This window comes from Celeribacter indicus (assembly GCF_000819565.1).
In the GTDB taxonomy this organism is placed as follows: Bacteria; Pseudomonadota; Alphaproteobacteria; order Rhodobacterales; family Rhodobacteraceae; genus Celeribacter; species Celeribacter indicus.
In genome coordinates this window covers 740,772-767,199 of the sequence record NZ_CP004393.1, presented here as the reverse complement: position 1 = coordinate 767,199, position 26,428 = coordinate 740,772, and the positions used below count along the sequence as shown (strand labels likewise).

At 66.2% G+C, this 26,428-nt stretch carries 32 protein-coding genes; 18 read left to right on the top strand and 14 right to left on the bottom strand.

What is annotated here, in order from left to right:
* Positions 1-5: 5 nt before the first annotated feature.
* Positions 6-968, bottom strand: coding sequence for a cation diffusion facilitator family transporter (locus tag P73_RS03945; protein ID WP_043868552.1), 963 nt, complete (start codon positions 966-968; stop codon positions 6-8).
* Positions 969-1,111: 143 nt separating this feature from the next.
* Here P73_RS03945 and P73_RS03940 point away from each other — a divergent pair, with 143 nt between their 5' ends.
* Complete coding sequence (locus tag P73_RS03940) at positions 1,112-1,663, top strand: TetR/AcrR family transcriptional regulator (RefSeq protein WP_052453027.1); 552 nt, start codon at positions 1,112-1,114, stop codon at positions 1,661-1,663.
* Between the two features lie 186 nt (positions 1,664-1,849).
* Positions 1,850-2,188 carry a hypothetical protein gene (locus tag P73_RS03935; protein WP_043868550.1) on the top strand — a complete coding sequence of 113 codons (339 nt, stop codon included), beginning with the start codon at positions 1,850-1,852 and terminating at the stop codon, positions 2,186-2,188.
* Between the two features lie 88 nt (positions 2,189-2,276).
* On the opposite strand, the gene P73_RS03930 is transcribed toward P73_RS03935, so the two are convergent.
* Positions 2,277-3,095 carry a sulfotransferase family protein gene (locus tag P73_RS03930; RefSeq protein WP_043868549.1) on the bottom strand — a complete coding sequence of 273 codons (819 nt, stop codon included), beginning with the start codon at positions 3,093-3,095 and terminating at the stop codon, positions 2,277-2,279.
* A gap of 134 nt (positions 3,096-3,229) precedes the next feature.
* Between P73_RS03930 and P73_RS03925 the strand changes: the two genes are divergently transcribed.
* Together P73_RS03925 and P73_RS03920 are read left to right on the top strand one after the other, a co-directional pair.
* Positions 3,230-4,807 (top strand): DUF5928 domain-containing protein, encoded by a 1,578-nt coding sequence (locus P73_RS03925; RefSeq protein WP_043868548.1) that lies wholly within the window; start codon positions 3,230-3,232, stop codon positions 4,805-4,807.
* A 26-nt stretch (positions 4,808-4,833) separates the two neighbouring features.
* On the top strand, positions 4,834-5,211 hold the full coding sequence (locus tag P73_RS03920; protein WP_043868547.1) for an HIT domain-containing protein: 378 nt from the start codon (positions 4,834-4,836) through the stop codon (positions 5,209-5,211).
* Between the two features lie 81 nt (positions 5,212-5,292).
* Here the strand turns inward: P73_RS03920 and P73_RS03915 are convergent, their stop codons facing one another.
* Complete coding sequence (locus P73_RS03915; RefSeq protein ID WP_043868546.1) at positions 5,293-6,237, bottom strand: ABC transporter ATP-binding protein; 945 nt, start codon at positions 6,235-6,237, stop codon at positions 5,293-5,295.
* Between the two features lie 187 nt (positions 6,238-6,424).
* Between P73_RS03915 and P73_RS03910 the strand changes: the two genes are divergently transcribed.
* Entirely contained in the window at positions 6,425-6,607 is a 183-nt protein-coding gene (locus tag P73_RS03910) for a zinc-finger domain-containing protein (protein ID WP_043868545.1), read from the top strand.
* 258 nt (positions 6,608-6,865) lie between these two features.
* Positions 6,866-9,679, top strand: coding sequence for a DNA polymerase I (polA, locus tag P73_RS03905; protein WP_043868544.1), 2,814 nt, complete (start codon positions 6,866-6,868; stop codon positions 9,677-9,679).
* A 39-nt stretch (positions 9,680-9,718) separates the two neighbouring features.
* On the opposite strand, the gene P73_RS03900 is transcribed toward polA, so the two are convergent.
* Genes P73_RS03900 through nth form a run of 3 tightly spaced genes read right to left on the bottom strand, consistent with a single transcriptional unit; the run spans position 9,719 to position 11,890 of the window.
* On the bottom strand, positions 9,719-10,234 hold the full coding sequence (locus P73_RS03900) for an acyloxyacyl hydrolase (RefSeq protein WP_043868543.1): 516 nt from the start codon (positions 10,232-10,234) through the stop codon (positions 9,719-9,721).
* A gap of 29 nt (positions 10,235-10,263) precedes the next feature.
* A complete protein-coding gene (locus tag P73_RS03895) occupies positions 10,264-11,250 on the bottom strand; it encodes an adenosine kinase (RefSeq protein ID WP_043868542.1) in 987 nt (328 codons plus the stop codon).
* The gene (gene nth, locus P73_RS03890) at positions 11,243-11,890 is read right to left on the bottom strand and encodes an endonuclease III (RefSeq protein ID WP_043868541.1); all 648 of its coding nucleotides are present in this window, start codon (positions 11,888-11,890) and stop codon (positions 11,243-11,245) included. Before nth ends, P73_RS03895 begins: the two co-directional genes overlap by 8 nt.
* A 250-nt stretch (positions 11,891-12,140) precedes the next feature.
* Here nth and P73_RS03885 point away from each other — a divergent pair, with 250 nt between their 5' ends.
* The 6 genes from P73_RS03885 to P73_RS03855 all read left to right on the top strand — a co-directional run bounded on the left by P73_RS03885 (position 12,141) and on the right by P73_RS03855 (position 16,262).
* Entirely contained in the window at positions 12,141-12,779 is a 639-nt protein-coding gene (locus P73_RS03885; protein WP_052453026.1) for a Hint domain-containing protein, read from the top strand.
* Between the two features lie 119 nt (positions 12,780-12,898).
* On the top strand, positions 12,899-13,774 hold the full coding sequence (locus P73_RS03880) for a methylated-DNA--[protein]-cysteine S-methyltransferase (protein ID WP_043868540.1): 876 nt from the start codon (positions 12,899-12,901) through the stop codon (positions 13,772-13,774).
* 81 nt (positions 13,775-13,855) lie between these two features.
* Positions 13,856-14,506 (top strand): YiaD family glycine zipper/OmpA-like lipoprotein, encoded by a 651-nt coding sequence (locus P73_RS03875; RefSeq protein WP_043868539.1) that lies wholly within the window; start codon positions 13,856-13,858, stop codon positions 14,504-14,506.
* Positions 14,507-14,740: 234 nt separating this feature from the next.
* A protein-coding gene (locus P73_RS24735) for an IS630 family transposase (protein ID WP_144401203.1) occupies positions 14,741-15,699 on the top strand; the annotation gives its coding sequence in 2 pieces (ribosomal slippage) (positions 14,741-15,082 and positions 15,085-15,699; 957 coding nt in all).
* 77 nt (positions 15,700-15,776) lie between these two features.
* Complete coding sequence (locus P73_RS03860; protein WP_043868538.1) at positions 15,777-16,031, top strand: response regulator transcription factor; 255 nt, start codon at positions 15,777-15,779, stop codon at positions 16,029-16,031.
* Positions 16,032-16,070: 39 nt separating this feature from the next.
* Complete coding sequence (locus P73_RS03855; protein ID WP_043868537.1) at positions 16,071-16,262, top strand: hypothetical protein; 192 nt, start codon at positions 16,071-16,073, stop codon at positions 16,260-16,262.
* A gap of 64 nt (positions 16,263-16,326) precedes the next feature.
* Here P73_RS03855 and P73_RS03850 read toward each other — a convergent pair whose 3' ends face one another.
* The 5 genes from P73_RS03850 to P73_RS03830 all read right to left on the bottom strand — a co-directional run bounded on the left by P73_RS03850 (position 16,327) and on the right by P73_RS03830 (position 18,948).
* On the bottom strand, positions 16,327-16,899 hold the full coding sequence (locus P73_RS03850; RefSeq protein ID WP_043868536.1) for a F0F1 ATP synthase subunit B: 573 nt from the start codon (positions 16,897-16,899) through the stop codon (positions 16,327-16,329).
* A gap of 4 nt (positions 16,900-16,903) precedes the next feature.
* Positions 16,904-17,425, bottom strand: a complete 522-nt coding sequence (locus P73_RS03845) for a F0F1 ATP synthase subunit B' (RefSeq protein WP_043868535.1) — start codon at positions 17,423-17,425, stop codon at positions 16,904-16,906.
* A 116-nt stretch (positions 17,426-17,541) separates the two neighbouring features.
* A complete protein-coding gene (locus tag P73_RS03840) occupies positions 17,542-17,778 on the bottom strand; it encodes a F0F1 ATP synthase subunit C (protein ID WP_009572193.1) in 237 nt (78 codons plus the stop codon).
* A 58-nt stretch (positions 17,779-17,836) separates the two neighbouring features.
* Positions 17,837-18,592: a F0F1 ATP synthase subunit A gene (locus P73_RS03835; protein ID WP_043868534.1), complete on the bottom strand. Its 756-nt coding sequence runs from the start codon at positions 18,590-18,592 to the stop codon at positions 17,837-17,839.
* A gap of 2 nt (positions 18,593-18,594) precedes the next feature.
* Positions 18,595-18,948 carry an AtpZ/AtpI family protein gene (locus P73_RS03830; RefSeq protein WP_043868533.1) on the bottom strand — a complete coding sequence of 118 codons (354 nt, stop codon included), beginning with the start codon at positions 18,946-18,948 and terminating at the stop codon, positions 18,595-18,597.
* A gap of 229 nt (positions 18,949-19,177) precedes the next feature.
* On the opposite strand from P73_RS03830, the gene P73_RS03825 reads away from it, so the two are divergent.
* Positions 19,178-19,504: an ArsR/SmtB family transcription factor gene (locus P73_RS03825; protein ID WP_043868532.1), complete on the top strand. Its 327-nt coding sequence runs from the start codon at positions 19,178-19,180 to the stop codon at positions 19,502-19,504.
* Positions 19,505-19,700: 196 nt separating this feature from the next.
* Here P73_RS03825 and P73_RS03820 read toward each other — a convergent pair whose 3' ends face one another.
* The 3 genes from P73_RS03820 to P73_RS03810 all read right to left on the bottom strand — a co-directional run bounded on the left by P73_RS03820 (position 19,701) and on the right by P73_RS03810 (position 22,455).
* Positions 19,701-20,567, bottom strand: a complete 867-nt coding sequence (locus P73_RS03820) for a DMT family transporter (protein ID WP_043871368.1) — start codon at positions 20,565-20,567, stop codon at positions 19,701-19,703.
* A gap of 117 nt (positions 20,568-20,684) precedes the next feature.
* Positions 20,685-21,575 (bottom strand): LysR family transcriptional regulator, encoded by an 891-nt coding sequence (locus P73_RS03815; RefSeq protein ID WP_043868531.1) that lies wholly within the window; start codon positions 21,573-21,575, stop codon positions 20,685-20,687.
* Between the two features lie 73 nt (positions 21,576-21,648).
* A complete protein-coding gene (locus tag P73_RS03810) occupies positions 21,649-22,455 on the bottom strand; it encodes a glycosyltransferase family protein (RefSeq protein WP_052453025.1) in 807 nt (268 codons plus the stop codon).
* 284 nt (positions 22,456-22,739) lie between these two features.
* Here P73_RS03810 and ffh point away from each other — a divergent pair, with 284 nt between their 5' ends.
* From ffh to bluB, 5 genes are all read left to right on the top strand, one after another.
* On the top strand, positions 22,740-24,257 hold the full coding sequence (ffh, locus tag P73_RS03805) for a signal recognition particle protein (RefSeq protein WP_043868530.1): 1,518 nt from the start codon (positions 22,740-22,742) through the stop codon (positions 24,255-24,257).
* Positions 24,258-24,261: 4 nt separating this feature from the next.
* Complete coding sequence (locus P73_RS03800; RefSeq protein WP_043868529.1) at positions 24,262-24,813, top strand: GNAT family N-acetyltransferase; 552 nt, start codon at positions 24,262-24,264, stop codon at positions 24,811-24,813.
* Between the two features lie 76 nt (positions 24,814-24,889).
* Complete coding sequence (locus P73_RS03795; RefSeq protein WP_420836129.1) at positions 24,890-25,198, top strand: chorismate mutase; 309 nt, start codon at positions 24,890-24,892, stop codon at positions 25,196-25,198.
* 35 nt (positions 25,199-25,233) lie between these two features.
* Positions 25,234-25,623 carry a 30S ribosomal protein S16 gene (rpsP, locus tag P73_RS03790; RefSeq protein ID WP_043868527.1) on the top strand — a complete coding sequence of 130 codons (390 nt, stop codon included), beginning with the start codon at positions 25,234-25,236 and terminating at the stop codon, positions 25,621-25,623.
* A gap of 153 nt (positions 25,624-25,776) precedes the next feature.
* Positions 25,777-26,424, top strand: coding sequence for a 5,6-dimethylbenzimidazole synthase (gene bluB / locus P73_RS03785; protein WP_043868526.1), 648 nt, complete (start codon positions 25,777-25,779; stop codon positions 26,422-26,424).
* Positions 26,425-26,428 lie beyond the last annotated feature (4 nt).

Sequence of the window (26,428 nt, the reverse complement as noted above, 5' to 3'; positions counted from 1 at the left end):
CGCCGTCAGACGGCGGGCCGGGGAGCGTCCTCCTCGGCACAGCCCTGTCCGGGCCTTTCGACCTCGAGCGTGGAATGGCCGATGTCGAACCGCTCGCGCAGCATCCGCTTGATCGCGGCGAGCACCGGGGCGGGGGTCCCGGCCACGACGACATGCGCCTCGACCGAGCGGCGGCGCTCGTCGATCTGCCAGAGGTGGACGTGATGGACGCTCTCCACCCCCGCGACCTCGGCCATGGCGGCGGAAAGCTCGTCGGTCTGCACGTCCTCGGGCGTGCCGAGCATGAGGATGCGGATCACCGGCCGGACCTCCGCGAGGGCATGCCAGAGGATATAGACGGAAATCGCGATCGTCAGGATCGGGTCGATCAGCCGCCAGTCCCAGATCAGGATCACCGCCCCGCCGAGGATGACGGCGACCGAGGTCGCGGCGTCGGCGAGGTTGTGCAGGAAGGCCGCGCGGATGTTCAGACTGTCCTTCGACATCGCGTAGGTGAGCGCGGCTGTGACGAGGTCGACGGCGAGCGCGATCCCGGCGATCACGACGACGGTCCAGCCGGCGATCTCGGGCGGGTTGAACAGGCGGGAGACGCCCTCGGCAAAGAGATAGACGGAGATCACGACGAGGGAGACGTAATTGACCAGCGCCGCGACCACCTCCGCCCGGCCGTAGCCGAAGGTCATTTCCTTGTCGCGCGGCTTGCGCGAGAGCTTGCGCGCCCCGAAGGCGATCACGAGGGAGACCGCGTCCGACAGGTTGTGGATCGCATCCGCGATCAGCGCCATGGAGCCGGAGATCACCCCGCCGACGATCTGCGCCAGCGTCAGGAGCAGGTTGACCGCCACCGCCGCGGCGACGCGCCGGTCGCCCGCATCCGGGTCGACGTGATGATGGTGCCGGTGGCTGTGGGCGTGGCCGTGGGCATGGTCGTGCCGGTGTCCGTGGGTGTGGTCGTGATCCTGCGCCATGCCGTGCTCCTGCCTCTTGCATTCTCTCCGCTTTCGGCCAGAATACGAGCAATTGCTCACATTTTCTACTCGCATTCCCGATGCCCGACCGTCCCGCGTCCAGACCCCGCAAATTCCCGCGTCAGGCGCGGGCGCGCGCGACTGTGGCCGTCCTCCTCGAGGCCGCGGCTCGCATTCTCGAGGAGGACGGGCCGGAGGCGCTGACCACCAACCACATCGCGCGGCGGGCGGGCGTGTCTGTCGGGTCGCTCTACCAGTATTTCCCCTCGAAGGAGGCGATCCTGGCCGAGCTCATCCGCGAGGTGCGGCGGGAGATGTGCGACGACATCCTGCGCGAACTGGCCTATGTCGCGGGACAGCCGCTGAACTTCGGCATCGCCCGGCTCATCCGCGCGGTGATCCACCACCATGTGCACCGCGCCCATCGCGCCCGCCTTCTGGAACATCTCGAGGAGCGCCTGCCGCCGGATCCGGAGAGCCGGGCGCTCGAGATCCGGGCGCGGGAGGCGGTGACGGCCTATCTCGCGGAGCACCGGGTGGCGGAGGCGGAGCACGCCGCCTTCGACCTGCTGAACCTCGTCGTCGGGATCGCGCATCCGGCCCTCCATGCCGGCGAAAGCGATTTCGAGGCGCTGGCGCGGCGGATCGAACCGGCGGCCTTCGGCTATCTCGGCCTGGCTCCCCTCCGGGGCTGAAGGGGGCGATCACAAAATCTTCACATTTACAGTCGCGGTGTTTTGATGTTCGCCAACGCACATTATGCGGTTCGTGAGAGCATAAATCTTCCCGTTTAAACATCCGGGCGGCTGCCTTACATACCATTTCACAAGACGCGAAACCATCCTCGCGCCAATAAGAGATTGAATTGAAAGGAAACCAAGATGACAAATGCTGTCAAAACCCTGTTCGCCGCCGCAATCGTCGCTGTTGCCGGCTCCGCCGCTTTCGCCGGCCCGAACTACATCCGCGCCGGTGAGGCCCAGTCGCTCGGCAAGGTCGTCAACCTCGACATCGTGCGGGCCGACACCGCCAGCACCGTCAATATCTACGACTTCCATGCCGGCCAGCGCGGTGAGCTTCTCGGCTCCGCCCATGTCACCGCCGGCGCCAACAGCGATGTGAAGGTGCATCTCACCCGCCCCGCCTTCCGGGATACGCTGGCCGTTCTCTCCAACGGCTCGTCCGAAGTGGCAATCACCGAGGTGAGTTCCAACCGCTGAGCCGATCAGTCCTCCAGATCGCCTACAGCGAAAGCCCCGCGGGACGAACCCGCGGGGCTTTTATCTGTCCAGCCGACGGAAAGAGGGCTCAGTCCCCGAGCTTTGCGTGGACCTCCGCGAGGTCGATCTCCCCCAGCGGCATCTTGTTGGCCGGGTTTTCGAAATCGTACCGGAAAAGCTGGAAGTCGCGCTTGTAGATCTCCCACATCAGGTGCATCGACAGGTCGTCGAAATAGGCGTCGACCGGATGGGCGCGTTTCGGACCGTGGCCCTCGCTCTCGTTGAAGCGCGGGATGGCCGCCAGATCGACGGGACGCGGCGTCTCCACCGCGTCGAGCACCCGCTGCATGCCCTCGTTGAACTTCTCGGTGAAGAAGATGCTGTCGTAGGTGCCGCCGTTCAGGATGAAGGTGGAGATATGGCCGGACATGGCCGACCAGTGGATGTCCGGCTCCATCGGCCGCCGCCAGCGGATCGTGTCGCGCACGAACAGGAGGAAGCGGCGGAAGCTCGCGATCTGGTCGAACTCCTGCTTGCCGTCCTCGCCGCCGACCTCGATGCCGTATTTCTGGATGATCTGCGGCACGAGATTGCCCCTGTAACGCCGGCCGTTGCGCTGGATCCCGCAGATCTTGTCGAAGAAGGAGGACAGGATGCGGGTATAGGGATTGCGCACGCAGGTGAAGGCATAGGACCGGTGCCCGAGCACATTCGCCTCGATCAGCGGCTGGCTGGCGTCCTGGGACCATTTGTGCATGCGGTCCTTGCTGTCGTGGATGTCACCGTCGAAGAACTCGCCGTGATCCGAATAGAACATGATCTGTCCGATGGTCGAACAGGCGCATTTCGGGACGACGCGATAGACCATGCTCTCGCTCTCCGTCATCCAGGTTCCCGGAAACCCCATTTCACCCCAACTCCCGATAGGTCGCGCCCATTTGCGCGTCTTTTCGCTTTAAAAGCAAATTCCCCTTGTTTATTCAATAATTGGTTACAGCTCCGCATGAACAATCGGGCAAGAAGAGGATTACGGTTTCCAATATGGCACGAATTGCCTTTATCCTTCTGTGCCACAAGGATCCCGAAGCGATCATCGACCAGGCCCGCCGCCTCACCCGCGCGGGCGATTACATCGCGATCCATTTCGACGCGCGCGGCGGCAGGGAGGCGTTCGAGGCGATCCGCAAGGGGCTCGCGAACAATCCGAATGTGACCTTCGCCACGAAGCGGATCAAATGCGGCTGGGGCGAATGGAGCCTCGTGCAGGCCACGCTCCATGCCATCGAGGCCGCGGAACGGGACTTTCCGCGCGCGACGCATTTCTACATGATGTCGGGCGACTGCATGTCGGTGAAGACGGCCGAATACATGCACGACTATCTCGACCGCGAGGAATGCGACTATATCGAGAGCTTCGATTTCTTCGACAGCGACTGGATCAAGACCGGGATCCGGGAGGAGCGGCTGATCTACCGGCACTGGTTCAACGAGCGCCGGCACAAGTGGCTGTTCTACCAGAGCTTCCGGATGCAGCGCGCCCTCGGCCTCGCGCGGGGGATTCCCGCGGACCTCCAGGTGATGATCGGCTCGCAATGGTGGTGCCTGAGGCGGCGGACGATCGAGGACATCCTCGCCTTCATCCGCGAGCGCCGGGACGTCATGCGCTTCTTCCGCACCACATGGATTCCCGACGAGACCTTCTTTCAGACGCTCGTGCGCCATCTCGTGCCGGAAAGGGAAATCCGCTCCCGCACGCTCACCTTCCTGATGTTCACCGACTACGGCATGCCGGTCGTGTTCTACAACGACCATTACGACCTGCTGCTCGCGCAGGACTACCTCTTCGCGCGCAAGATCTCGCCCGACGCGAAGGAGCTGAAGAAACGCCTCGGCGATCTCTTCGCCGCGACCGGGGTGGAGTTCCGGATCTCCAACGAGGGCCGCTCCCTGTTCCGCTTCCTCACAGGGCGCGGGCGCGTCGGACGCCGCTTTGCCCAGCGGTTCTGGGAAACGGAAAGCTCGCTCGGCCGCGACCGAGAGCTCCTGATGATCGTGTGCAAGAAATGGCATGTCGCCAAGCGGCTCGTCTCGCAGATCCGGTCGCACACGGATATTCCCTGCGTCGAATACCTGTTCAACGAGGAGAACACCCCCCTGCCCGACCTCGGCGGCATCGAGAAGAGCCTCGAGAAACGCACGCGCCACCGGCGGGCCTGGGTGCGGATGCTGTTCGATTATTTCGACACGGATCGCATGGTGGTCTGCATCGACCCCGGCGGGATCGACCTGATCCGCGATTTCTACTCCGACCGTTCGGGCACGCGGCTGCTGGACATCGACTGCGAGTTCAGCGACGCCTACCTGATCGGCCATGCCCGGCGCACCGGGCTGGCGGGCGACACCACGCCGCAGAGCGCGCTGGAACGGCTGCTGCCGACGATCCGTTCGGACATCAACAGCGAGAGCGACACGATCCGGGACGCGGAATTCGAACATTGCTACCGCATCTCGGAGAGCAACGCGCCGGAGGAGAATGCCCGCCCGCTTGCAAGATTCCTCGGCATCTCCGAAGATGAGGCGCGCGAGATCGCCTCGATGCACTATCTCTTTTCCGACTGATCCGGGACCAAACGAGGGAGGCCCCTTTGCCCTACGCCTATGACGACCAGAACGTGTTCGCGAAGATCCTGCGCGGGGAGATTCCCTGCACCCCGGTCCACGAGACCGAGCACACGCTGGCCTTCCCCGACATCTCCCCCAAGAAGAAGACGCATGTGCTGGTGATCCCGAAGGGCCCCTACCGCTGCTACGACCATTTCATGCTGGCGGCGGGCGCGGAGGAACAGCTCGATTTCTTCCGCGCGGTGGCGAAGGTCGCGGAGATCACCGGCCTCGCGGAAAGCGCGGGCGGACAAGGCTTTCGCCTCATCTGCAACTCCGGCGCACATTCGCATCAGGAAGTGCCGCATTTCCACGTCCACCTGCTCGGCGGGGAGCCGGTCGGGCCGCTCGTGCTCGAGTAAGCGCCCGTCCCCGGAAAGACGGCGAAGCCCCGCGGAACGCGGGGCTTTTTCAATCCGGCCGGCGCGCGTCCCCCGCGCCGGTCACTTTCCCGAGGTCAACTCGACGAAGACATCCTCGAGATCGGGCTCCTTCGTGCGCACGTCCCCGATGACCACGCCCGCCGCGCGCACCGCGTCGAGGATCGCATTGGCGGAGGTGCGGCCGCGCGAATAGTCGAAGGCGAGCGTGCCGTGCCGGTCCCGCGTCAGCCGCACGCCCTCGGGCAGCGCGATCGCCTCGGGCGTCGGGCCTTCCGGCTCGATCAGCAGGGTTTTCGCATCCATCAGGCTCAGGAGGTTCCGCGTCGTGTCCCGCTTCACGAGGCGGCCGTGGTTGATGATGGCGATCTCGTCGCACATCTCCTGCGCCTCCTCGAGGTAGTGGGTCGTGAGGATGATCGTCATGCCGCGTTCCTCGTTCAGCCGCCGCACGTTGTTCCAGAGCATCTGGCGCAGCTCGATATCCACCCCGGCGGTCGGCTCGTCGAGCACGAGGATCTGCGGGTTGTGCACCAGCGCCTTGCCCAGCAGGAGCCGCCGCCGCATCCCGCCAGACAGGGTGCGCGCATAGGCGTCGGCCTTGTCCGACAGGCCGATGAGATCGAGGATCTCGGCGGTCCGGCGTGCGCGTTTCGGCACGCCGTAGAGACCCGCCTGCACCTCGAGCGCGGCGCGGGGCGTGAAGAACGGGTCGATGTTGAGCTCCTGCGGCATGACCCCGATCGCGGCGCGCGACTGACGCGGGTTCACGTCCTGGTCGAAGCCCCAGATCCGCACCCGTCCCGAACTCTTGATCACGAGCCCGGCGAGGATGTTGATGAGCGTCGACTTCCCCGCCCCGTTCGGCCCGAGGAGGCCGAAGACGGACCCCTGCGGGATCGCGAGGTCGATGCCCCCGAGCGCCTCCTTCGGCGGCTGGCCGGCCGCCGCGCGGTAGACCTTCCTCAGCCCCTCGATCTCGATGGCATTGCCTTTGGGTTCGGTCATCGCTTCTCCTCAGTGACACGTTTCGCGGGGCCCGAGCCCCCTTGTCCGCCGGACGCGGATCGCTATCATTCGGCCTTGACTTAAGCGGCAAAACGGCGTTCGACAACCGCATAGCCTGCGGACCCCGAACCTGAAAGCCGCACACCTCGTCCCACGGCGAACCGAAGCGAGAAGGTAGCGAAAGAAGATGACGATCGAAGCCCCCGAAACCGAAGTTGTCTCCAAATGGAAAGTCGCCTGCGACGGTGGCGAGGGCGCGCTCGGGCACCCGCGCGTCTGGCTCGTGATCCCGCACGAGACGGGCTATGTCGAATGCCCCTATTGCGACAAGAAATACATCCACGAAAGCGCCCGCCTCAGCGAAGTCTGAGGGCGGTGCGCCCTTTTCCGTCGCGGAACGTGCCCGGCGGGCGGGGTGACCCTGGCCGCGGGGGACGGAGCCGGACCGCCCGAGCCTCGCGAGGCGACGGGGCGACCTGACGCTCCATCCCCGAAAGCTCCGGCTGCCGCCGGCCTGCCGCATGCGCCGGGCGGCCGTTCGCACGGGGCGGGCCGTTAGGCGCTTGCAGCCCCTCTGTCCTTCCGTGTTATCAAGGCGCCAACGCAAATTCACGGGGGACCGCGCGCCATGACATTCGGCAAGGGCAGCCATCTTCATCTCATCGACGGCTCCGCCTTCATCTTCCGCGCCTATCACGCGCTCCCCCCGCTCACGCGCAAGTCCGACGGCCTGCCGGTCGGGGCGGTCAGCGGGTTCTGCAATATGCTGTTCAAATATATCGAGGACAGCACCGGCGCGGATGCGCCCACCCATGCCGCCGTCGTCTTCGACAAGGGCAGCCATACGTTCCGCAACGATCTCTATCCGGCCTACAAGGCCAATCGCGACGCGATGCCCGAGGACCTGCGCCCGCAGATCCCGCTGACGCGCGAGGCGACCCGCGCCTTCAACATCGCCTGTCTCGAACAGGACGGGTTCGAGGCGGACGACATCATCGCCACGCTCGCCTGCCGCGCCCGCGACGCGGGCGGGCGCGTCACCATCATCAGCTCCGACAAGGACCTGATGCAGCTCGTGGGCGACGGTGTCGAAATGCTCGACGCGATGAAGAATCGCCGGATCGACCGCGAGGGCGTGTTCGAGAAATTCGGCGTCTACCCCGAACGGGTCGTCGATGTGCAGGCGCTCGCGGGCGACTCGATCGACAACGTGCCCGGCGCGCCCGGCATCGGGATCAAGACCGCAGCGCTTCTGATCAACGAATTCGGGGACCTCGACACGCTTCTGGCGCGTGCCGGGGAAATCAAGCAGCCGAAGCGGCGCGAGACCCTGATCGGGAAGGCCGAACAGATCCGCCTGTCGCGCGATCTCGTCTCGCTCACCTGCGACATGCCGCTCGATTACGACCTCGACAGCCTCGAGGTGCAGGAACCGGATGCGGAGACGCTTCTCGAATTCCTGTCGAAAATGGAATTCCGCACCATCGTGAAGCGCATTTCCGAGAAGATGGGCGTGGAAGCGCCCGCCATGCCGGATCCCGTGCAACCCGCCCATGCGGCGCACGCGGCCGACGCCCCCGCCGCGCCGGAGGCGCGTCCCTTCGACGTCTCCGCCTATGAGAAGGTGACGACCATGGGCGCGCTCGAGCGCTGGATCGACCGGATCCGGGCGCGCGGCTACGTCGCCGTGGATACGGAGACCACGAGCCTCGACGAGATGGCGGCGGAGCTCGTCGGCATCTCGCTCTGCGTCGAGCCGGCCGAAGCCTGTTATATCCCGGTGGGCCATACGATCGGGGACGACGATCTCTTCGGCGGTTCCAACCTGGTGGACGGGCAGTTGCCCAGGGCGATGGTGCTCGACGCGCTGAAGCCGGTGCTGGAGGACGCCTCGATCCTCAAGATCGGCCAGAACATGAAATACGATGCCAAGATCTTCGCGCGCAACGGCGTGGCGGTCGCGCCCTACGACGACACGATGCTTCTGTCCTACGCGCTCCATGCGGGGCTGCACGGGCATGGGATGGACACGCTGAGCGAGCGCTATCTCGGCCATACGCCGATCCCGACGAAGGAGCTTCTGGGCAGCGGCAAGTCGATGATCACCTTCGACCGGGTGGATATCGCGAAAGCGGTGGATTATGCCGCCGAGGATGCGGATGTGACGCTGCGCCTGTGGCAATTGTTCAAGCCACAGCTTCACGCCGAGCGGGTGACCACGGTCTACGAAACGCTCGAGCGCCCGCTCTCCCCGGTGCTCGCACGCATGGAAATGGCCGGGGTGAAGGTCGACCGCGACGTGCTTTCGCGCATGTCGAACGCCTTCGCGCAGAAGATGGCGGGGCTCGAGGCGGAAATCCACGAGCTCGCGGGCGAGCCGTTCAACGTCGGCAGTCCGAAACAGCTCGGCGAGATCCTGTTCGACAGGATGAGCCTGCCCGGCGGAAAGAAGGGCAAGACCGGCGCCTATGCGACCGGGGCGGATATTCTCGAGGATCTTGCCGCCGAGGGCCACGACCTGCCCGCCCGCGTGCTCGACTGGCGGCAGATCTCGAAGCTGAAGTCCACCTATACGGATGCGCTCCAGGGCTATATCAACCCGGAAACGGGACGGGTCCACACCTGCTACGTCCAGTGCGGCGCCGTCACCGGGCGGCTCGCCTCCGCCGAACCGAACCTCCAGAACATCCCGGTGCGCTCGGAAGAAGGCCGGCGGATCCGCGAGGCCTTTGTCGCCCCGGAGGGGCGCAAGCTCATCTCGCTCGACTACAGCCAGATCGAGCTGCGCATCCTCGCCCATGTCGCGGGCATCGACAGCCTGAAACAGGCGTTCCGCGACGGGCTCGACATCCACGCGATGACCGCCTCCGAGATGTTCGGCGTGCCGATCGAGGGCATGGACCCGATGGTCCGCCGCCAGGCGAAGGCGATCAACTTCGGCGTGATCTACGGCATCTCGGGCTTTGGCCTCGCGCGCAACCTGCGCATCCCGCGCGGCGAGGCGCAGGGCTTCATCGACCGCTATTTCGAACGCTTCCCCGGCATCCGGCAATACATGGACGAGACCGTGGAATTTGCCAAGGAGCACAAGTTCGTCGCCACGCTCTTCGGCCGCAAGATCCACACGCCTGAGATCGGCGCGAAGGGGCCGCAGGCCGGATTCGCGAAACGCCAGGCGATCAACGCGCCGATCCAGGGCTCCGCCGCCGACATCATCCGCCGCGCGATGATCCGCATGCCCGAGGCGATCCGCGACCTGCCCGCGACGATGCTGTTGCAGGTGCATGACGAATTGATTTTCGAGGTGGACGAGGACGCCTGCGACGCGGTGATCGCCGTGGTGCGCGAGGTGATGGAGGGCGCGGCGGAACCGGCCGTGAAGCTCGACGTCCCGATCGAGGTGGACGCGGGGATCGGCGACACCTGGGCCGCGGCGCATTAGGCACGCGCGACGGGGGCCGGCCAGCCGGTCCCCCGCGCCTCAGCGCACCGGCACGCTCACCCGGAGCAGCACCGTCTCCATGCCTGGATTGTCGCTCGCGGTATTGGCGTTCGAGCGGTGATCGACGCTCAGGCCGAGCCGCACGCCGTTGTCCCATTCGTAGCCGAGTTCCAGCCCGGAGCGGAATTCGAGCGCGCTGCCGAGATCGGCATCGCCGCTGTTGTCGTAGAGCCCGGCCATCACGGACAATTCGCCATAGAAGCCGTCGAGATCGAAGAGGTTCCAGGCGCCGCCGAACCCGGCCCAGAAATTCCCCGTATCGGCATAGGAGAGGCCGACGATCGGCTGGAACGGCCCATAGCGCCGGTCGAACCCATAGCGGAGGTAGACCTCGCCATAGTCGAATTCCTCTTCGAAGCGCATCGGCCCCGCGGCGAAGGAATAGACCGGCGTTTCCTCCACCCGTCCGAAGCATCCGCCGGGACTGTGGCAGGCCTGCCATCCTTCATGCGCGATGCTGGCGAGGAACAACGCGACGATCACGCTACTGCCCATGTCAATCTCCCTTTGCAGATGAGGTCACGTCAGATCAGGCCTTCTTTGCGGAACAGGTGTCTGAGATCCGACTCGGGACGCGGCCCGATATGGGAGATCACCTCGGCCGCTGCGATGCAGCCCATCCGCCCGCAGACCGCGAGCGGCTGGCCGGTGGCATAGCCATAGAGGAACCCCGCCGCGAACTGGTCGCCGGCGCCGGTGGAATCGACCGGGGTCACGCGGTGGACCGGCACCACGGCCTCCTCCGCGCCGCGCACCAGCACGACATCGGCGCCCGAGCGGGTGCAGACCACGAGGCCGCATTCCGCCGCGGCGGTTTCCAGCGCCACGGAAAGATCGGCCTCATAGAGGCTTTCCCACTCGTGTTCGTTGCCGATCACGAAATCCATTTCCCTCACGAACTTGCGGAAGTCCGCGCGATGGCGGTCGACGCAGAACGGATCGGACAGCGAAATTCCGACCTTCCCCCCCGCCCCGTGCGTCAGTTGCGCGGCGCGGTCGAAGGCCTCCTTGCCCTTCGGCTTGTCATAAAGATAGCCCTCCAGGAACATGATCTCCGTATCGGCGGCCACGTCGGGAGCGACGTCCAGCGAGGAGATTTCCGAGGAAATGCCGAGGTAGGTGTTCATCGAGCGTTCGCCGTCGGGAGAGACGAAGATCATCGAGCGCGAGGTCGGAAGCTCCCCGCCCGGCACCGGCGCGTTGACGAAGGCGGTGCCGTCCGCCTCCATCTCCGCCGCGTAGAACCGGCCGAGCGCGTCGTCATGCACCCGCCCGATGAACCCGGTCCGGAGTCCCAGCCCGCCGAGACCCGCGAGCGTGTTCGCGACCGAACCGCCCGGCGCCTGCACCCGGTTGGTCATCGCGCCATAGAGCATCTCGCCCCGGTTGCGTTCGACGAGCTGCATGATGCCCTTTTCGATCCCCATGAGGTCGAGGAAACTGTCATCGGCCTGCGTGATCACGTCAACGATGGCATTGCCGATGCCGACGACCTGATAGGTTTTAGTCAAGATTCTTCTCCTCGAAAGCACAGAGATCGCGGATGAGACAGGCTGCGCATTTCGGCTTCCGTGCCGTACAGACATAGCGCCCGTGCAGGATCATCCAATGGTGCGCGTGTTGCTGGAATTCCGCCGGGACATGATCCTCGATCGCGCGCTCGACTGCGGCGACATCCTTGCCCACGGCCACACCGGACCGGTTGCCGAAGCGGAAGATATGCGTGTCCACGGCCTGCGCGGGATGGTGGAACCACATGTTGAGCACCACATTCGCCGTCTTGCGCCCCACGCCCGGCAGGCTTTCGAGCGCCGCGCGCGAGGAGGGCACCTCGCCGCCGTAGTCGTCGACGAGGATGCGGCTCATCTTCATCACGTTCTTCGCCTTGTTGCGGTAGAGGCCGATGGTCTTGATATGCTCGATCAGCCCCTCCTCGCCGAGCGCGAGCATCTTCTCGGGCGTGTCCGCGATCCCGAACAGCGCCCGCGTCGCCTTGTTCACCCCCTTGTCGGTGGCTTGCGCCGACAGGGCGACGGCGACGAGCAGCGTATAGGCGTTGACATGCTCGAGCTCTCCTTTCGGCTCCGGCTCGGCGGCGCGGAAGCGGGCAAAGATCTCGTGGATGGTCTGATAGTCGAGCTGGCGTGTCATGTCGTCCGGTGATGCTGGCGTGTCATGTGGTTCTAATGCCCTGTCGGGAAGCGCCGGGCAAGGCATTGCGCGGCAAGGGCAGGATTTCGAAAGGGTTTGTCGAGGCGGTGCCATTTTGCCGTGCGGGTTAATCGGCTGTTCAGACCCGTCTGCCAGACTGGGCGCGAAAGACCCGATCCGGCCCCCCCGCATGGCGCCGGGCCGGGGCGGAGACAGGAATGGGAACCGTAACGGGGACAGGGAGAGGGACGTGAACAGCACCAGCGACATGGAGCGCGACGCCGCGCCCGGCCTGCCGGGCATCGGACCGGCCGTGATGGTCGAGACGCGCCTCGGCCCGCAGCCGGCGGAATGGCTGCGGCCCGGCGACCTGCTGCTCACCCGCGACCACGGATATCGTCCGCTGCTGTGGACCGGACGGAGCGCGACGACGGGGCCGGGCGTCGTGCCGCCGCTGCACATTCCCGCCGGCAGCCTCGGCACGGGCGTGCCGGAGCACGACCTCACCCTCTCGCCCGGTCACCACCTGTTGCTGCGCGGGCCGCAGGTCGCGCTGCATTTCGGGGAGGAGGAGGTGCTCGCCCCGGCCCGCGACATCGCCACCGGCGCAGGCCCCGCCGCCGACATGCCGCTGCCGCCCGGACATGCCCTCTGCCACCTCCTGACGGCGGAGCACGAACTCCTTCTGGCGGAGGGGATCTGGCTCGAAAGCCTGCTGCCCGACCCGGCGGCGCTGGACCGGTTCGGCCCCGCGGCGGCGGCGGAGATCGCGGCGGCGCTCGGTCCCGCCCTCGCCACGGGACAATGCGCGCGGATGGTGCTGCGGCCCGGAGAGGCGGGCGTCCTGCACCCCCGGACGGCGGTCGCGACCCGGCGCAGGGCGGCCTGAGACGGGAGCGCCGTGCCCCCCGGTCCCAGCCCGGCGGCGCTTCCGCACAAGTTCCGGGTCGGCAGGGCGCGCCGGATGGGATAGATTGGGGCACAGCCATTCACCAGGACCCGCCCGTCATGTCCCTTTCCGCCCGCCCCGCCGAAGACCGCTACCATTTCCACGTCGTCCGCCGCGTGATCGAGCTCATCGACGGCGCGCGCGAACCGCTCCCGCTCGGGACGCTCGCCGCCGCGACCGGGCTCAGCGCGCCGCATCTGCAAAAGGTGTTCTCGCAATGGGCGGGCGTCTCGCCGAAGCGGTTCCAGCAATATCTGACGCTCGGCCACGCGAAGGCGCTGATCGACGACCGCCGCCCGCTCGCGGAGGTGGCGGATGCGGCGGGCCTGTCGGGCACCGGCCGGCTCCACGACCTGTTCCTGCGCTGGGAGGCGATGACGCCGGGCGACTATGCCCGCAGGGGCGCGGGGCTCACGATCTTCCGCGGTCGGGTCGACACCCCCTTTGGCGAGGCCATCGCGATGGCGACGGAGCGCGGGCTCTGCGCGCTCGGCTTCACCGCGGAAATGACGCCCGACGCGGTGATCGCGGATCTCTCCGCCCGCTGGCCGGAAGCCCGCCAGGTAGAGGCGCCGGACAGGGTCGCGCCCTTCGTCGAGGCCGCGCTCGCCGGCCAGACGGTCGACCTGCACCTCATGGGCGGTCCCTTCCAGATCAAGGTCTGGGAGGCGCTCCTGTCGATCCCGCCGGGAGAGGTCGCCACCTATTCCGACATCGCCGGGGCGATCGGCACGCCGAAGGCTGTGCGGGCGGTCGGCACCGCGGTCGGGCGCAACCCGGTGGCCTGGCTGATCCCCTGCCACCGGGTGCTGCGCAAGACCGGCGGGCTCGGCGGCTATCACTGGGGCCTTGGGGTGAAACGCGCGCTGCTCGCCCGTGAAGGCGCGCGCAACCTCCCCGCCGCGGCTGAGCAGAAACCCGCCACATTTTCGTGAACTGTCAAAATCACGGGTGTTTGAACCCGCGGAGAACGATAAAATCGCCGCGAAACCAGTCTTGAATAAGAGGCAGAGCATATGAAGACCCGGATTTTCGTCGTCGCCCCCCTTCTGGCGGCGATGGGCCTGTCGGCCTGTACCCAGGGGTACACCTACGACCCGAACAGCAAGACCACGCAGGGCGCGGCCATCGGCGCGGCGCTGGGCGGGCTCGCGGCGGGCCTGTCTTCCGACGACGACCGTCTGGCGAAGACCGCCGTCGGCGCGGTGATCGGCGGCGCGGTCGGCGGCGCGATCGGCCAGCAGCTCGAACGCCAGGCGCAGGACCTGCGTCAGGATCTCGGCAACAATCAGGTGCAGATCGTCAACACCGGCTCGCAGCTCATCGTGACGATGCCGCAGGACATCCTCTTTGCCATCGACAGCGCCGTGGTGGTGCCCTCGCTTCAGGAAGACCTGCGCGCCCTGGCCTACAACCTTCAGGACTATCCGAACACGACGATCCGGATCGTCGGCCATACCGACAACACCGGCTCGGCCACCTACAACCAGAACCTGTCGACCCGCCGCGCGGAATCCGTGGCGACGATCCTGCGCGCCAACGGTGTGACGCCGGGCCGCATCCAGGCCATCGGCCGCGGCGAGGACGCCCCCGTCGCCTCCAACCTCACCACCGAGGGCCGGGCGCTGAACCGCCGCGTGGAAATCGTGATCACGCCGATCACCTGACCGACAGGGCATGCGGAATGCTTGCAGGGCCGGGCCTTATGCCCGGCCCTTTTTCATGACCGCTTCATGGCCGCGCGGCGCGCGCACCGCCGCCCCTGTCTCCGCGCGAATATGCAGAAATCTCCATATTGTTGCCCTCTGCGAGACTTCTTAAAGCGTTTCGGCTTGAACTTGAATCGGCGGGGGTTTCCTTGAGGTGGCTGATGTGATTCATCCTGTTTGGGAGGATGGATCATGTCAGCACCTTTGCCGAATGCGCTTCGGGCGCGGTTTCAGGAGTATATTGAGGAAGGGTTAAGCGGGCGGGCGGCGGCGTTGCGCCTGAAAGTGTCTGCGGCGACAGGCGCGCGGTGGGCGCGTCAGGTTCGGACCAAGGGCCATGCGGAGCCCGCACCGCAAGGCCCGCCACGTGGTCGGGGAAAGCTGGCAGCGCATCAGGCTTTCCTGAAGGAACTGGTCGCGCAAGACCCCGACATCACGCTCTTTGAGTTGCGCGACGCGCTGGCGGCCGCGGCAGGCGTGCGGGTGCATCATTCCTCCATCGCCAACCTGCTGTCCCGGCTCGGTTTCACATACAAAAAAAGTCGCTGGTCGCCACCGAGCGCGGTCGCGCCAAGGTAAGACAGCAGCGGACTGAGTGGTTCAAGCATCGGCTGCCTGCCATTGCGGCCTTTCCCGAACGCGTTGTCTTTATTGATGAAACGGCAGTGAAGACCAACCTGACCCGTCTGCGTGGCCGGGCCAAGCGGGGTCATCGCCTGACCATGGATGCACCGTTTGGCAGTTGGGGAACCCAAACGCTGATCGCCGGGCTGGCCTCGGATGCTTTGATCGCACCATGGGTCATCAAGGGTGCCATGGATGGCCCCGCCTTTGCCGTCTACATCCGAGAAGTGCTTGTCCCGGAGATCGCCCCCGGCACCGTTGTCATCCTGGACAATCTGGCGACCCATCGGAACAAGGAGGCGGCTCAGGCCTTGCACGACCACGGCTGCTGGTTTCTGTACCTCCCGCCTTACTCGCCGGATCTCAATCCCATCGAGCAAGCATTCTCCAAACTGAAAGCTCACCTTCGAAAGATCGGCGCCAGAACCTTCACCGAAGTCTTCGACGCCATCGGCGCAATCTGCGAGCTCTACGACCCAACAGAGTGCTGGAACTACTTCAAGGCTGCCGGATATGTCTCAGGTTAAAGCCGAAACGCTTTAGCCTTGGATAACGGTTTGAAACGCCCCCTTGAGCTAACCTGATTTCCACCGGGACTGGTTTGATGAAGTCTTTCGACGACACGCTGAACCCGCTTTCGCCACGACAGGCGCAGATCCTGTGCCTGATGGCGCAGGGATACCGGCTGAGCGAGATCGCGGACCGGCTGGGGATCAGCGGCTCGGCCGTCAATCTCTACCTCTCGAACACAAGACAGAAACTCGGCCTCAAGACGAAGGAGCACTGTCTCGCGCTGGCCATCGAGAAGGGCTGGCTCGCCACCTCCTGCGCGGAGGCGCGAAAGACCGGCTCCCGCTGACCCGGCAGCCTCCCCGGATCCCAGTTCAGGATATTCGCAATGATCCTCGGTCTCGGTTATCTCTCCCTCATGGCGGCGGTTTTCGCGGGGCTGCTGAGCTGGGCATATTTCTTCTTCGCCCGCTCCGCCACGCTCCCGCGCCTCCAGCTCGGCGCGCTCGCCCTCCTCGCGGCGCTGTTCCTGGCGCTGAGCCTGTATTTCGGCCGGCTGATGCTCTCCTTCCCAATATAGAAAAGCCCCGCCGAGCCGGCGGGGCTTTCGCAATCGGGGCCGATCGGTCCGGTCAGGAGACCGATCAGTGAAGCTTTTCGCCCACTTCCGCGATGGAGGCGTCGATGAGGGTGCTCGCGTCTTCCGCGGTCATCTTCTTCGCGATGACATCGGCCGCGGCGGCGGTCGCGACCGTGATCGCCGTGTCGCGCACTTCGCGCACGGCGGCGGCCTCGGCGGCGGCGATCTGTTCCTCCGCGGCGGCCAGGCGGCGCGCGATCGAGGTCTTCAGATCCCCCCGCGCCTTTTCGGCCGCGGCCTCGGCATCCTTCTTCGCCTGGGCGACGATGGCATCAGCCTGGTCCTGCACCTCGCGCTGCTTGCGCTCGTAGGAGGCGAGAATCGACTGGGCCTCCTCGCGCAGCGCGCGCGCCTCCTCGAGATCGCGCCGGATTCCGGCGGCCCGCTCGTCGAGCATCCGGCCGAGCAGCGCGGGAACCTTCTTCCACACGAGAAGCAGGATGAAGACGATGAAGCCGAGCAGGACGATGAGATTCGTGTTCGTGAGCGTCCAGAACTCGCCCGCGAAGGGGTTCGAACTCGCGGCGAGCGCCGGGCTCGCGGCGGTGAGGGCGAGGAGGAGAGAAAGTTTCTTCATGTCCCTAGCCTTTCATCCGCGCGTTGACGGCCGCAGTGATCGTCCGGGCGTCGGCAGACACGCCGAGGGCCGCGACGATTTCCTTCGCCGTGTCCTTGGCCACGTCCTTGACACTCTCGAGCGCGCCGTCGCGGATCTCTGCAATCGCCTTTTCCGACTCGGCGGCCTTCGCGGAAATCTCCGCATCGGCCTTGGCCGTGGCGGCGTCGAGATCGGCCTGGATGGCGGCGCGGGTCTCGTTGGAGATGCGCTGCGCTTCGGCCTTCGCCTCGGCGAGAGCGCGGTTATAGGCCTCCTCGGCCTCCTTCGCCTTGAGCTTGAGCTCCTCGGCGGCGGCAATGTCGTTCATGATCGTGCCGGACCGCTCCGCGAGCACTGCGGAGATGCGCGGCAGGGCGATTTTCGACAGCACGAAATAGATCACGACGAGCGTGACGAGCAGCCAGAAAATCTGGTTGGGGAAGGTGCTGAAATCGAGCTGCGGCATCCCCGCGCTCTCAGCCGCCCCGTGTACGTCTGGTTCCATCTTCTTCTCCTGGCTCTGACCCTGATCCCCCGAGCGCGCCGGGAGACCGAAACCCCCGGTCTACGCGAGGGCGGGTCCGCGACGGACCCACCCTGCCGTAAGGATGGAGCGTCCGATCAGACGGCGAACATCAGCAGGAGCGCGACGAGGAACGAGAAGATCCCGAGCGCTTCCGCGAAGGCCATGCCGATGAAGAGGGTCGCGGTCTGCGACGCGGCGGCGGACGGGTTGCGCAGAGCACCGGACAGGTAGTTGCCGGCGACGTTGCCCACACCGATGGCAGCGCCACCCATGCCGATGGCGGTCAGGCCGACGCCGATGTATTTGCCGAGTTCTGCGATATTGCCTTCCATTGGTGTATCTCCTTACGTTGGAATGGGCTTGAAAAGGGTTCGGACCTTTGGCCCCGGATCAGTGAGCCGGGTGCAGCGCGTCCTTGAGATAGACGCAGGTCAGAATGGTGAACACATAGGCCTGGATGAAGGCCACGAGCACTTCGAGGCCGTACATGGCGGTGATGGCCAGCACGGAGACGGGCGAGATCGCGGCGATGGCGGCGAAGCCCGCGAAGACCTTGATCACGGCGTGCCCCGCCATCATGTTGCCGGCGAGACGAATGGAATGGCTCACCGGACGCACGAAGTAGGAAATCAGCTCGATCACCGCAAGCAGCGGGCGCACGGCGAGCGGCGCGGAGCTGACCCAGAAGAGGGCGAGGAATTTCGATCCGTTCTTCACGAAGCCGAGGATCGTCACGAACAGGAAGACGAGCAGCGCCAGCACGCCGGTGACGGCGATATGGGAGGTCGTGGTGAAGGCCATCGGCAGCAGGCCCAGCATGTTCGCGAAGACGATGAAGATGAACAGCGTCATGACGTAGGGGAAATAGCGCACGGCATCCTTGCCGGTCACGTCCTCGACCATCTTGTAGACGAAGCCGTAGGTCAGTTCCGCGATGGACTGGCCCTTCGACGGCACCATGGCGCGGCCGCGCGATCCCGCCACGAGCAGGAGGAGGACGCCGATCACCGAGACCGCCATCCAGAGCGTCACGTTGGTGATGGTGTACCAGTGCACCGGACCGTCGCCGAAGAGCGGCAGGACCTCGAACTGGTCCATCGGGTGGAAGGTCAGGCCGCTTTCGGACCCATGCGCTTCAGTCGCCACGTTCAATCCCTCTCGTCACTTGCGGGCGTCCCCGCGTTGTTCTCTCCGGCCGCTCGGGCCTGATCCTTCTCGATCTCCCTGGCGGTGCGCATCATCGTCTTGACGCCGGCCGCGAGACCCAATCCGATAAACAGCACGAGGAAGATCGGGGACGTCCCGAGGAGCCGGTCGAGGCCCCACCCCATGCCGAGACCGATCAGGAGACCGGCCACGAGTTCCGTCACCATCCGCCAGGCCATGTTCGCCTGGGAAAAGTGCTCTTCGCCGCGGGAGACCTTCGGCTGGTGCGCCGCCCTCGCCTTCTCGAGCCGCTCTTCCAGAGCGCGCAGACGCCCAGGATCGTGCGGATCGGTCATGGAGAAAGCCCCCTCGGTCAGTTGGCGGCAAGCTATGCGGGGGGTGGATCAGAGTCAACGCTGAATCGGCCGGCGGGGATGCGCGTTATGATGTTGTTATAATTGAGTATTTTTGGCAGCAAAAAGCACAGGCCGGGGACGCGGCGGGTCGGGCGGCGCCGGGGACGCAGGTTTTCGTCATTCAACCGGATGGTTGACCAAACTGCGGCGCGGTTCTAACGCTCATGCCATGGCACAGGATCTCGATCTCATCTTCGCGGCACTCGCGGACCCGACGCGGCGGGCGATCCTGACCATGCTGCTCGAGGACGACATGGCGGTGACGGATGTGGCCGACCCCTTCGAGATGTCGCTCGCGGCGGTGTCCAAGCATCTCGCGATCCTGACGCGGGCCGGGCTGATCGCGCAGGAGAAGCGCGGCCGGGTCAAATGGTGCAAGCTCGAGCCCGACGCGATGCGCGCGGCCTCGGTCTGGATGAAGGGGTTCGGACAGATCGAGGAGATCGACCTCGACGCGCTCGAACGCTTCCTCGCCGCCGAACTGCCGGAGGGCTGAGGCCGGAAACGGGAAACGCGCGCAAACCGGGCCGGTCCGCGCGCGCTTGCCGGAATACCGCTGTCGATCTTTAAAACACGAAGCTGAGGATCGCGCCCACAACCACAATCAGACCGACAAGATAGATGATGCTGTGCATGAGGTCTCTCCTGTCTGGTGTCTGGGGCAAAACGTGCCGGGCGGGGCGAAGGTTCCCTCAGCCCTCCCGCCCGCGGTCCTCGTGCTTGAGCAGCAGCAGCAGGGCAAGCACGGTGAGGCCGACGCCACCGAGCAGGCGCGGGGCCGGGACGCCGTGTCCGAGCAGGACCTCCCAGACGATGACCCAGGTGGGGACGAGATAGGTATAGGCCATCACCTTCGCGCTCTCGAGCCGGACGGAGGCGAAGGCCAGCAGCGAGGCGGTGATCGTCGTGGCGAAGAATGTGATATAGCCGAGGGCGATCCAGACGATCGCGGGCAGATGCGCCCAGTCGGTCGCGACGATGTCGCGCCAGCCGAACAGGAGGATGGCGAGCGCGGCGCCCGAGAGGATGAAGAAGGTGAAGACGAAGGTCCCCTCGCCGCGATGCAGGCGCGGCACGAGCGGGGTGTAGAGCGCATGGGCGACGACGCCGATGAAATAGAGCGCCTCGCCCCGCCCGACATGGAAGGCCATGAGCGCGCGCAGATCGGCCCGGAAGATCACCCAGAGCGCCCCCGCCGCGCCGATGACCAGCGCGGCGGCGATGCGCGGCGTGGTGATCTGGCGCATGAGAAGATAGCCGAAGCCCGCGGCGATGAGCGGGGTGAGCGTGAACACGGCGGAGGCGGAGACCGGCTCGGCCGTCTTCAGCCCGACGAACATCATGACGAAATAGAGCGCGAAGATGCCGCCGAGCACGATGTAGCGCCAGGGCTGGTGCAGGGCGGCGCGCGGGATGCCGCCCGTCACCTGCGCGAGCACGCCCACGATCACGGCGGCGGCGGCAAAGCGCACGCCGTTGAGGGCCAGCGGCGAGATCTCGTTGGCGGCCATCGCGCCGAGCGAGAAGGAGCCCGCCACGAGACAGGAGAAGGCGAGCATCGCCAGATGCCCGTTGCGCCGGTCGGCGGCGGTTGCGTGATGCGCCAAGGGAGATCTCCGGATTGCGTCTGCGCAGGAGGGTCTAGACGACGGCCGCGGCGGCGTCCAGCCTCTGGTTCACGCCCCGCCCGGCCAGGATTTCGCCCGCGTCTTGAGGAAGCTGAGGAAGGCCTGGACCTTCGGCGTGCGGTGCAGGTCGACATGGGTCACGAGCCAGGTCTGGCTGCCCCAGGCCTCGCGCGGGGCCTTGAGCTCGACGAGATCGGGTTCGTTCAGCGCCAGCCAGGTCGGCAGGAAGCCCGCCCCCGCCCCCGACAGGATCGCCTGCACCATGGCGTCGAGATCGGAGACGCGGAAGGCCGCGCGTTCGGGCGCGATGTTCTCCCGGAACCAGACCATGAAGGGCGCCCGGCTTTCGAGATTGTCGAGCGCGACGAAGTTCAGGTCGCAGGCGAGCCGCTCCGGCCCCGGCCGACCGCAGCGGTCGAGATAGTCCTTGTGCGCGTAAAGGCCGTATTGCTGGAAATAGAAGGGCTGCACGACATTGTCGGGCTCCTGCGGCGGCCGCCCGCCCCGGATCGCGACATGCGCCTCCCCGTATTCGAGGCGGAAGACGCGCTCTCCCGCAAGGTAGCGCACCACGAGATTGGGATGCTCGCGCTGGAAATCCGCCAGCACCGGCGCCATGAGCCCGGCCATGCCGGGCAGGGTCGTGATGACGATCTCCCCCGCCACCTCCTCGCCGCGCCCCTTGATGCGGGAGACGAGCTGGGAAAACTGGTCGTCGGTGGTCTGCGCGACCTTCAGCAGGTCGAGCCCGGCCTCGGTCGGCGTGTAGCCGCGCGCGTGGCGCTGGAACAGCTTCACCCCGAGGCGGGCCTCGAGCGCGTCGATATGGCGGATAACGGTGGCATGGTGGACGCCGAGCACCTGCGCGGCCCCCGACACGGTGCCGAGTTTCGCCACCTGGAAGGCGGTGCGGAATTCATCCCAGTTTTCGACGGACATAGGCGCGGCCTCATGTGCGGAAAGGAACACTCTGCTGGGGTTCTGACGCCAGACGTTCGAAGATGCAAGGGGGCTACCCCCGGCGCAGCGCCGACCAGCGCCTTGCCGCCTCCGGCAGCACACCCGCCCATTCCTCCGCAAGCGCCGCCCGCTCGACCCGCAGCAGGTCGCCCGGCGTGGAGATCCGCTCCGTTCCCGCGCGCATGTGATCCTGGAGCCGGTGCGAATGCAGGATCGTCGGCACGGCGTCGAGCGGTTCCCAGGCGTCGAGATGCGTCACCCGCCGCAGGTTGAACTCCGGCGGCAGCACGTAGAAGCGCAGGTCGCTTTCCCACAGGAGGTCCTTGAGGATCACCTGATCGCGGGAGATCGTGTCATCCGCGAAGAAGCGCGCCGCCCATTCCGCGAGGAAGGCGAGCATCGCCTCGGAACGACGATAGAGGAGGACGCCCGAATTGTGCTGGGGAAAGGCATAGGGCGTGACATGGTCCCGCCCCTGCCGGATCAGCTCCCAGTCGCGCCGCACGTCATGGGCCAGCGCGCAGTCGAAACGGTCGAGAAGGCCGAAGAGATCGCCGAGCGGGGCGAGAAAGAGCGTATCGCAATCCACGTAGAGCGTGCGTGCGAACCGGGTCGCGGGCATCGCGCGCAGCTTTTCGCGCGGGTGCATATCGGGGCAGGCGCTCACCCGGTCGAAAAGCCCGGCAGGCAGGTTCTCCGGCAGGTCGGTGACGAGGTCGATGGCGATCCCCGGCTCATGCGCGCGCAGCGACCGCGCGGACTGGACCGCAAGGTCGACGTAATCCGGGCCGCTGGCGACGAAGAGCACCCCCGCCTCCGGAGCGGCGGTCTCGAACGCGGCGCGATGGGCAGTCTCCATCCGAATACTCCCGCGAATAGTCCCGGACCTGGTCGCGCCACAGCCTAGCGCGGGATCGCGCGCCGGAACAGGGTTTTCCACCGCCTCCCTTGACTCGTCCTGCGCACGCGCGTAGAGAGCGGTCCAAATTTCCCGGAAGCGTCAGACCTTCCGGTCCTCAGGCTGAGGCCAGGATCGCCCCCCGTCAGCGCGTTGCGCCCACGGGGGCAACCTGTGTTGGCCTTTCAATTTCGCCGCTTCGTCCCCAGATGGAGCACAACGTCAATACGGCAGGGAGACCGCCAATGTTTGAAAATCTGTCCGACCGCCTCTCCGGCGTCTTCGACAAGCTCACCAAACAGGGTGCCCTGTCCGAGGACGATGTGAAGACCGCCCTGCGCGAGGTCCGCGTCGCGCTTCTCGAGGCCGACGTGTCTCTCTCCGTCGCGCGCGATTTCGTCAAGGCGGTGCAGGACAAGGCCACCGGCCAGGCGGTGACGAAATCCGTCACCCCCGGCCAGCAGGTCGTCAAGATCGTCCACGATGAACTCGTGCATGTGCTGGCGGGCGACGAGGAGGAGATCGGGACGCTCAAGGTCGACAACCCGCCTGCCCCGATCCTCATGGTCGGCCTTCAGGGCGGCGGCAAGACGACCACCACGGCAAAGCTCGCCCGGCGGCTGAAGGACCGGCAGGGCAAGCGCGTGCTGATGGCCTCGCTCGACGTCTACCGCCCCGCCGCCATGGACCAGCTCAGGATCCTGGGCGAACAGATCGGGGTCGACACCCTGCCGATCGTGCCCGGCCAGTCCCCCGCCGACATCGCCCGACGCGCGAAACAACAGGCGACCATGGGCGGCTATGACGTCTACATGCTCGACACCGCCGGCCGCCTGTCCATCGACGAGGCGCTGATGGCGGAAGTCGAGGAGGTGAAGGCCATCACCTCCCCGCGCGAGACGCTGCTCGTGGTCGACGGCCTCACCGGCCAGGACGCGGTCAACACGGCGGAGAATTTCGACGACCGCATCGGCATTTCCGGCGTCGTGCTGACCCGGATGGACGGCGACGGGCGCGGCGGCGCGGCCCTGTCGATGCGCGCGGTCACCGGCAAGCCGATCAAGTTCGTGGGCTTGGGCGAGAAGATGGACGCGCTCGAGGAATTCCACCCGGAGCGGATCGCCGGCCGCATCCTCGGCATGGGCGACATCGTGGCCCTCGTCGAGAAGGCGCAGGAGACGATCGAGGCCGAACAGGCCCAGCGGATGATCAAGCGCTTCCAGAAGGGTCAGTTCAACATGAACGACCTGAAGATGCAGCTCGAGCAGATGCAGAAGATGGGCGGCATGGAAAGCATCATGGGCATGATGCCGGGCATGGGCAAGATGGCGAAGCAGGTGCAGGACGCGGGCTTCGACGACAAGATCATCGCCCGCCAGATCGCGCTGGTGAATTCCATGACCAAGAAGGAACGCGCCAATCCCGCCCTGTTGCAGGCGAGCCGGAAGAAGCGGATCGCGGCGGGGGCGGGCCTCGAGGTGTCCGAACTCAACAAGCTTCTGAAAATGCACCGCCAGATGGCGGACATGATGAAGAAGATGGGCAAGATGGGCAAGGGCGGCATGCTGAAACAGGCCGTGAAGGGCATGTTCGGCAAGGGCGGTCCGCAAGGTCTCGAAGACATGGATCCGGCGAAGATGGCGGAGGCCACCAAGGCGCTGCAAGGCGCGATGCCCAAGGGCATGCCGGGCGGGCTTCCGGGGCTCGGCGGCGGCGGCATGGGCCTTCCCTCCAACCTCTCGGGTCTCGGCAAGAAGAAGTGAGCCGATGAGCGACGCCCCGGTCATAGAAACTCAGCGCCTCAGGCTGCGCGCGCACCGGATCGAGGATTTCGGGCCCTATGCCGACGTCTTCGCCTCCGAACGCTCGCAGCACATGAACGGGCCGCTGACCCGGCGCCAGGCGTGGTTCGCCTTTTGCAGCGATATCGCGCAATGGCACCTCTTCGGCCACGGCGCCTGGGGCGTGGAGGAGCGCGGCACCGGCGCCTTCGTCGGGCAGGTCGTGCTCGGCAGGCTCCCGCATTTTCCCGAGCTCGAACTGGGCTGGTTCCTCGTCGAGGGGTTCGAGGGCCGGGGCTATGCGCAGGAGGCGGCGCAGGCCGCGCGCGACTATGCCTATGGGGAGATGGGGCGCGACACGCTCGTCTCCTATATCGCGCCGCGGAACGCCCGCTCCATCGCACTGGCCGAACGTCTCGGCGCGACCCCCGACCCGGAGGCCGCGCGGCCCGAGGGAGAGAACGCGGACCACTGCGTCGTCTATCGCCACCCCTCGCCCGACGCGCTCGGGGACGGGGGGATGGAGGCCTACGCATGATCCGCTTTGCCCGACAGAAGTCCGACGCATGTCAGACGCCGATCCGACAGGGAGAACTGCCCCGATGAGCCATGACATGACCGACGACACGCAACGCGCCGCGGCGATCCTGAAGGAGCACCGCGAGAGCATCGACCGGCTCGACGCGATCCTTGTCTACACGCTGGGCGAGCGGTTCAAGCACACCCAGGCCGTCGGCCGGCTCAAGGCCGAGAACGACCTTCCCCCCTCCGATCCGGCGCGGGAAGCGAAACAGATTGCCCGGCTCGAAGACCTCGCCAAACGCGCGGATCTCGACCCGGAATTCGCAAAGGCCTTCCTGAAATTCATCATTCGGGAAGTCATTCACCACCACGAGAAACACCAGGACGACGGGGTCGAATGACCCCATCAAATAGCTGATATCAAGGAGAAATCACCATGGCTATGAAAATCCGTCTCGCCCGCGGCGGCTCCAAGAAGCGCCCGTTCTACCGCATCGTCGCCTCCGATTCGCGCATGCCGCGCGACGGCCGCTTCATCGAGAAGCTCGGCGTCTACAACCCGCTCCTGCCCAAGGACAACGAGCAGCGCGTCCAGATGGACATCGACGCCGTGAAAGCCTGGCTCGACAAGGGTGCCCAGCCGACCGACCGTGTGGCCCGCATGCTCGAGGCCGCCGGCGTGCTCGAGAAGAAAGAGCGCAGCAACCCGAAGAAGGCCGTTCCGGGCAAGAAGGCCCAGGACCGCGCCGAAGAGAAGGCCGCAAAAGCCGCCGCCGCCGAAGAAGCCGCCAACGCCCCGGCTGAAGAGGCCGCTGCCGAGGAGTGACCAGGTGCGCCCCGCGCCCCAGCGATCATTCGCCTTCCGGGCGCAGGCGGACCTGCCTGCGCCCTTCTCGTCTTCGCCCATCCCCACGCACCCCCGTCCCGGACCGGGCGCGAGAGACACGGGCGGAGCGACCCCCGCCAAGGACCCTGTGACATGACGCCTTTTGCGCCAGCCGGACAGTTCTCCACCGCCTTCCGCAACGATTTCGCCACGCTTCTGCGCTGGCGGCGGGACGTGCGGCGGTTCCGGACCGATCCCGTCGACCCGGCCACCCTCGCGCGCTGTCTCGATGCCTTCACCCTCTCCCCCTCCGTGGGCCTGTCGCAGCCCTCGCGGATCGTGCGCGTGCAAAGCGCCGCGATGCGCCAGGCCGCGCTCGACAATTTCGAGGCCGCGAATGCCCGTGCACTCGCCGGCTACGAGGGCGACGCCGCGCGGAAATACGCCACGCTGAAGCTCGCGGGCATGCGCGAGGCGCCGGTGCAGCTCGCCGTTTTCTGCGACGAGGCGACCCGCTCGGGCAAGGGGCTGGGCATCCAGACCATGCCCGAAATGCTGCGCTATTCCGTTGTCTCCGCGATCATGCAGTTCTGGCTCATGCTGCGGGCCGAGGGGATCGGCCTGGGCTGGGTGTCGATCCTCGAGCCGGAGGCGCTGAGCGCCGCGCTCGCCGTGCCCGCCGGCTGGCGGCTGGTCGGCTATCTCTGCATCGGCTATCCCGAGGCACAGAGCGAGGAACCGGAATTGCAGGCCGAGGGCTGGGAAACACGCGCGGCTTGCCCGGAAATCCTGGAACGCTAATCTG

Coding starts and splice junctions, on each gene's coding strand:
- P73_RS03945 (WP_043868552.1), bottom strand. CDS start 968: ATGGCGCAGGATCACGACCACACCCACGGACACCGGCACGACCATGCC.
- P73_RS03935 (WP_043868550.1), top strand. CDS start 1,850: ATGACAAATGCTGTCAAAACCCTGTTCGCCGCCGCAATCGTCGCTGTT.
- P73_RS03930 (WP_043868549.1), bottom strand. CDS start 3,095: ATGGGGTTTCCGGGAACCTGGATGACGGAGAGCGAGAGCATGGTCTAT.
- P73_RS03925 (WP_043868548.1), top strand. CDS start 3,230: ATGGCACGAATTGCCTTTATCCTTCTGTGCCACAAGGATCCCGAAGCG.
- P73_RS03915 (WP_043868546.1), bottom strand. CDS start 6,237: ATGACCGAACCCAAAGGCAATGCCATCGAGATCGAGGGGCTGAGGAAG.
- P73_RS03910 (WP_043868545.1), top strand. CDS start 6,425: ATGACGATCGAAGCCCCCGAAACCGAAGTTGTCTCCAAATGGAAAGTC.
- polA (WP_043868544.1), top strand. CDS start 6,866: ATGACATTCGGCAAGGGCAGCCATCTTCATCTCATCGACGGCTCCGCC.
- P73_RS03900 (WP_043868543.1), bottom strand. CDS start 10,234: ATGGGCAGTAGCGTGATCGTCGCGTTGTTCCTCGCCAGCATCGCGCAT.
- nth (WP_043868541.1), bottom strand. CDS start 11,890: ATGACACGCCAGCTCGACTATCAGACCATCCACGAGATCTTTGCCCGC.
- P73_RS03880 (WP_043868540.1), top strand. CDS start 12,899: ATGTCCCTTTCCGCCCGCCCCGCCGAAGACCGCTACCATTTCCACGTC.
- P73_RS03875 (WP_043868539.1), top strand. CDS start 13,856: ATGAAGACCCGGATTTTCGTCGTCGCCCCCCTTCTGGCGGCGATGGGC.
- P73_RS03860 (WP_043868538.1), top strand. CDS start 15,777: ATGAAGTCTTTCGACGACACGCTGAACCCGCTTTCGCCACGACAGGCG.
- P73_RS03855 (WP_043868537.1), top strand. CDS start 16,071: ATGATCCTCGGTCTCGGTTATCTCTCCCTCATGGCGGCGGTTTTCGCG.
- P73_RS03850 (WP_043868536.1), bottom strand. CDS start 16,899: ATGAAGAAACTTTCTCTCCTCCTCGCCCTCACCGCCGCGAGCCCGGCG.
- P73_RS03845 (WP_043868535.1), bottom strand. CDS start 17,425: ATGGAACCAGACGTACACGGGGCGGCTGAGAGCGCGGGGATGCCGCAG.
- P73_RS03840 (WP_009572193.1), bottom strand. CDS start 17,778: ATGGAAGGCAATATCGCAGAACTCGGCAAATACATCGGCGTCGGCCTG.
- P73_RS03830 (WP_043868533.1), bottom strand. CDS start 18,948: ATGACCGATCCGCACGATCCTGGGCGTCTGCGCGCTCTGGAAGAGCGG.
- P73_RS03825 (WP_043868532.1), top strand. CDS start 19,178: ATGGCACAGGATCTCGATCTCATCTTCGCGGCACTCGCGGACCCGACG.
- P73_RS03820 (WP_043871368.1), bottom strand. CDS start 20,567: ATGCTCGCCTTCTCCTGTCTCGTGGCGGGCTCCTTCTCGCTCGGCGCG.
- P73_RS03815 (WP_043868531.1), bottom strand. CDS start 21,575: ATGTCCGTCGAAAACTGGGATGAATTCCGCACCGCCTTCCAGGTGGCG.
- P73_RS03810 (WP_052453025.1), bottom strand. CDS start 22,455: ATGGAGACTGCCCATCGCGCCGCGTTCGAGACCGCCGCTCCGGAGGCG.
- ffh (WP_043868530.1), top strand. CDS start 22,740: ATGTTTGAAAATCTGTCCGACCGCCTCTCCGGCGTCTTCGACAAGCTC.
- P73_RS03800 (WP_043868529.1), top strand. CDS start 24,262: ATGAGCGACGCCCCGGTCATAGAAACTCAGCGCCTCAGGCTGCGCGCG.
- P73_RS03795 (WP_420836129.1), top strand. CDS start 24,890: ATGACCGACGACACGCAACGCGCCGCGGCGATCCTGAAGGAGCACCGC.
- rpsP (WP_043868527.1), top strand. CDS start 25,234: ATGGCTATGAAAATCCGTCTCGCCCGCGGCGGCTCCAAGAAGCGCCCG.
- bluB (WP_043868526.1), top strand. CDS start 25,777: ATGACGCCTTTTGCGCCAGCCGGACAGTTCTCCACCGCCTTCCGCAAC.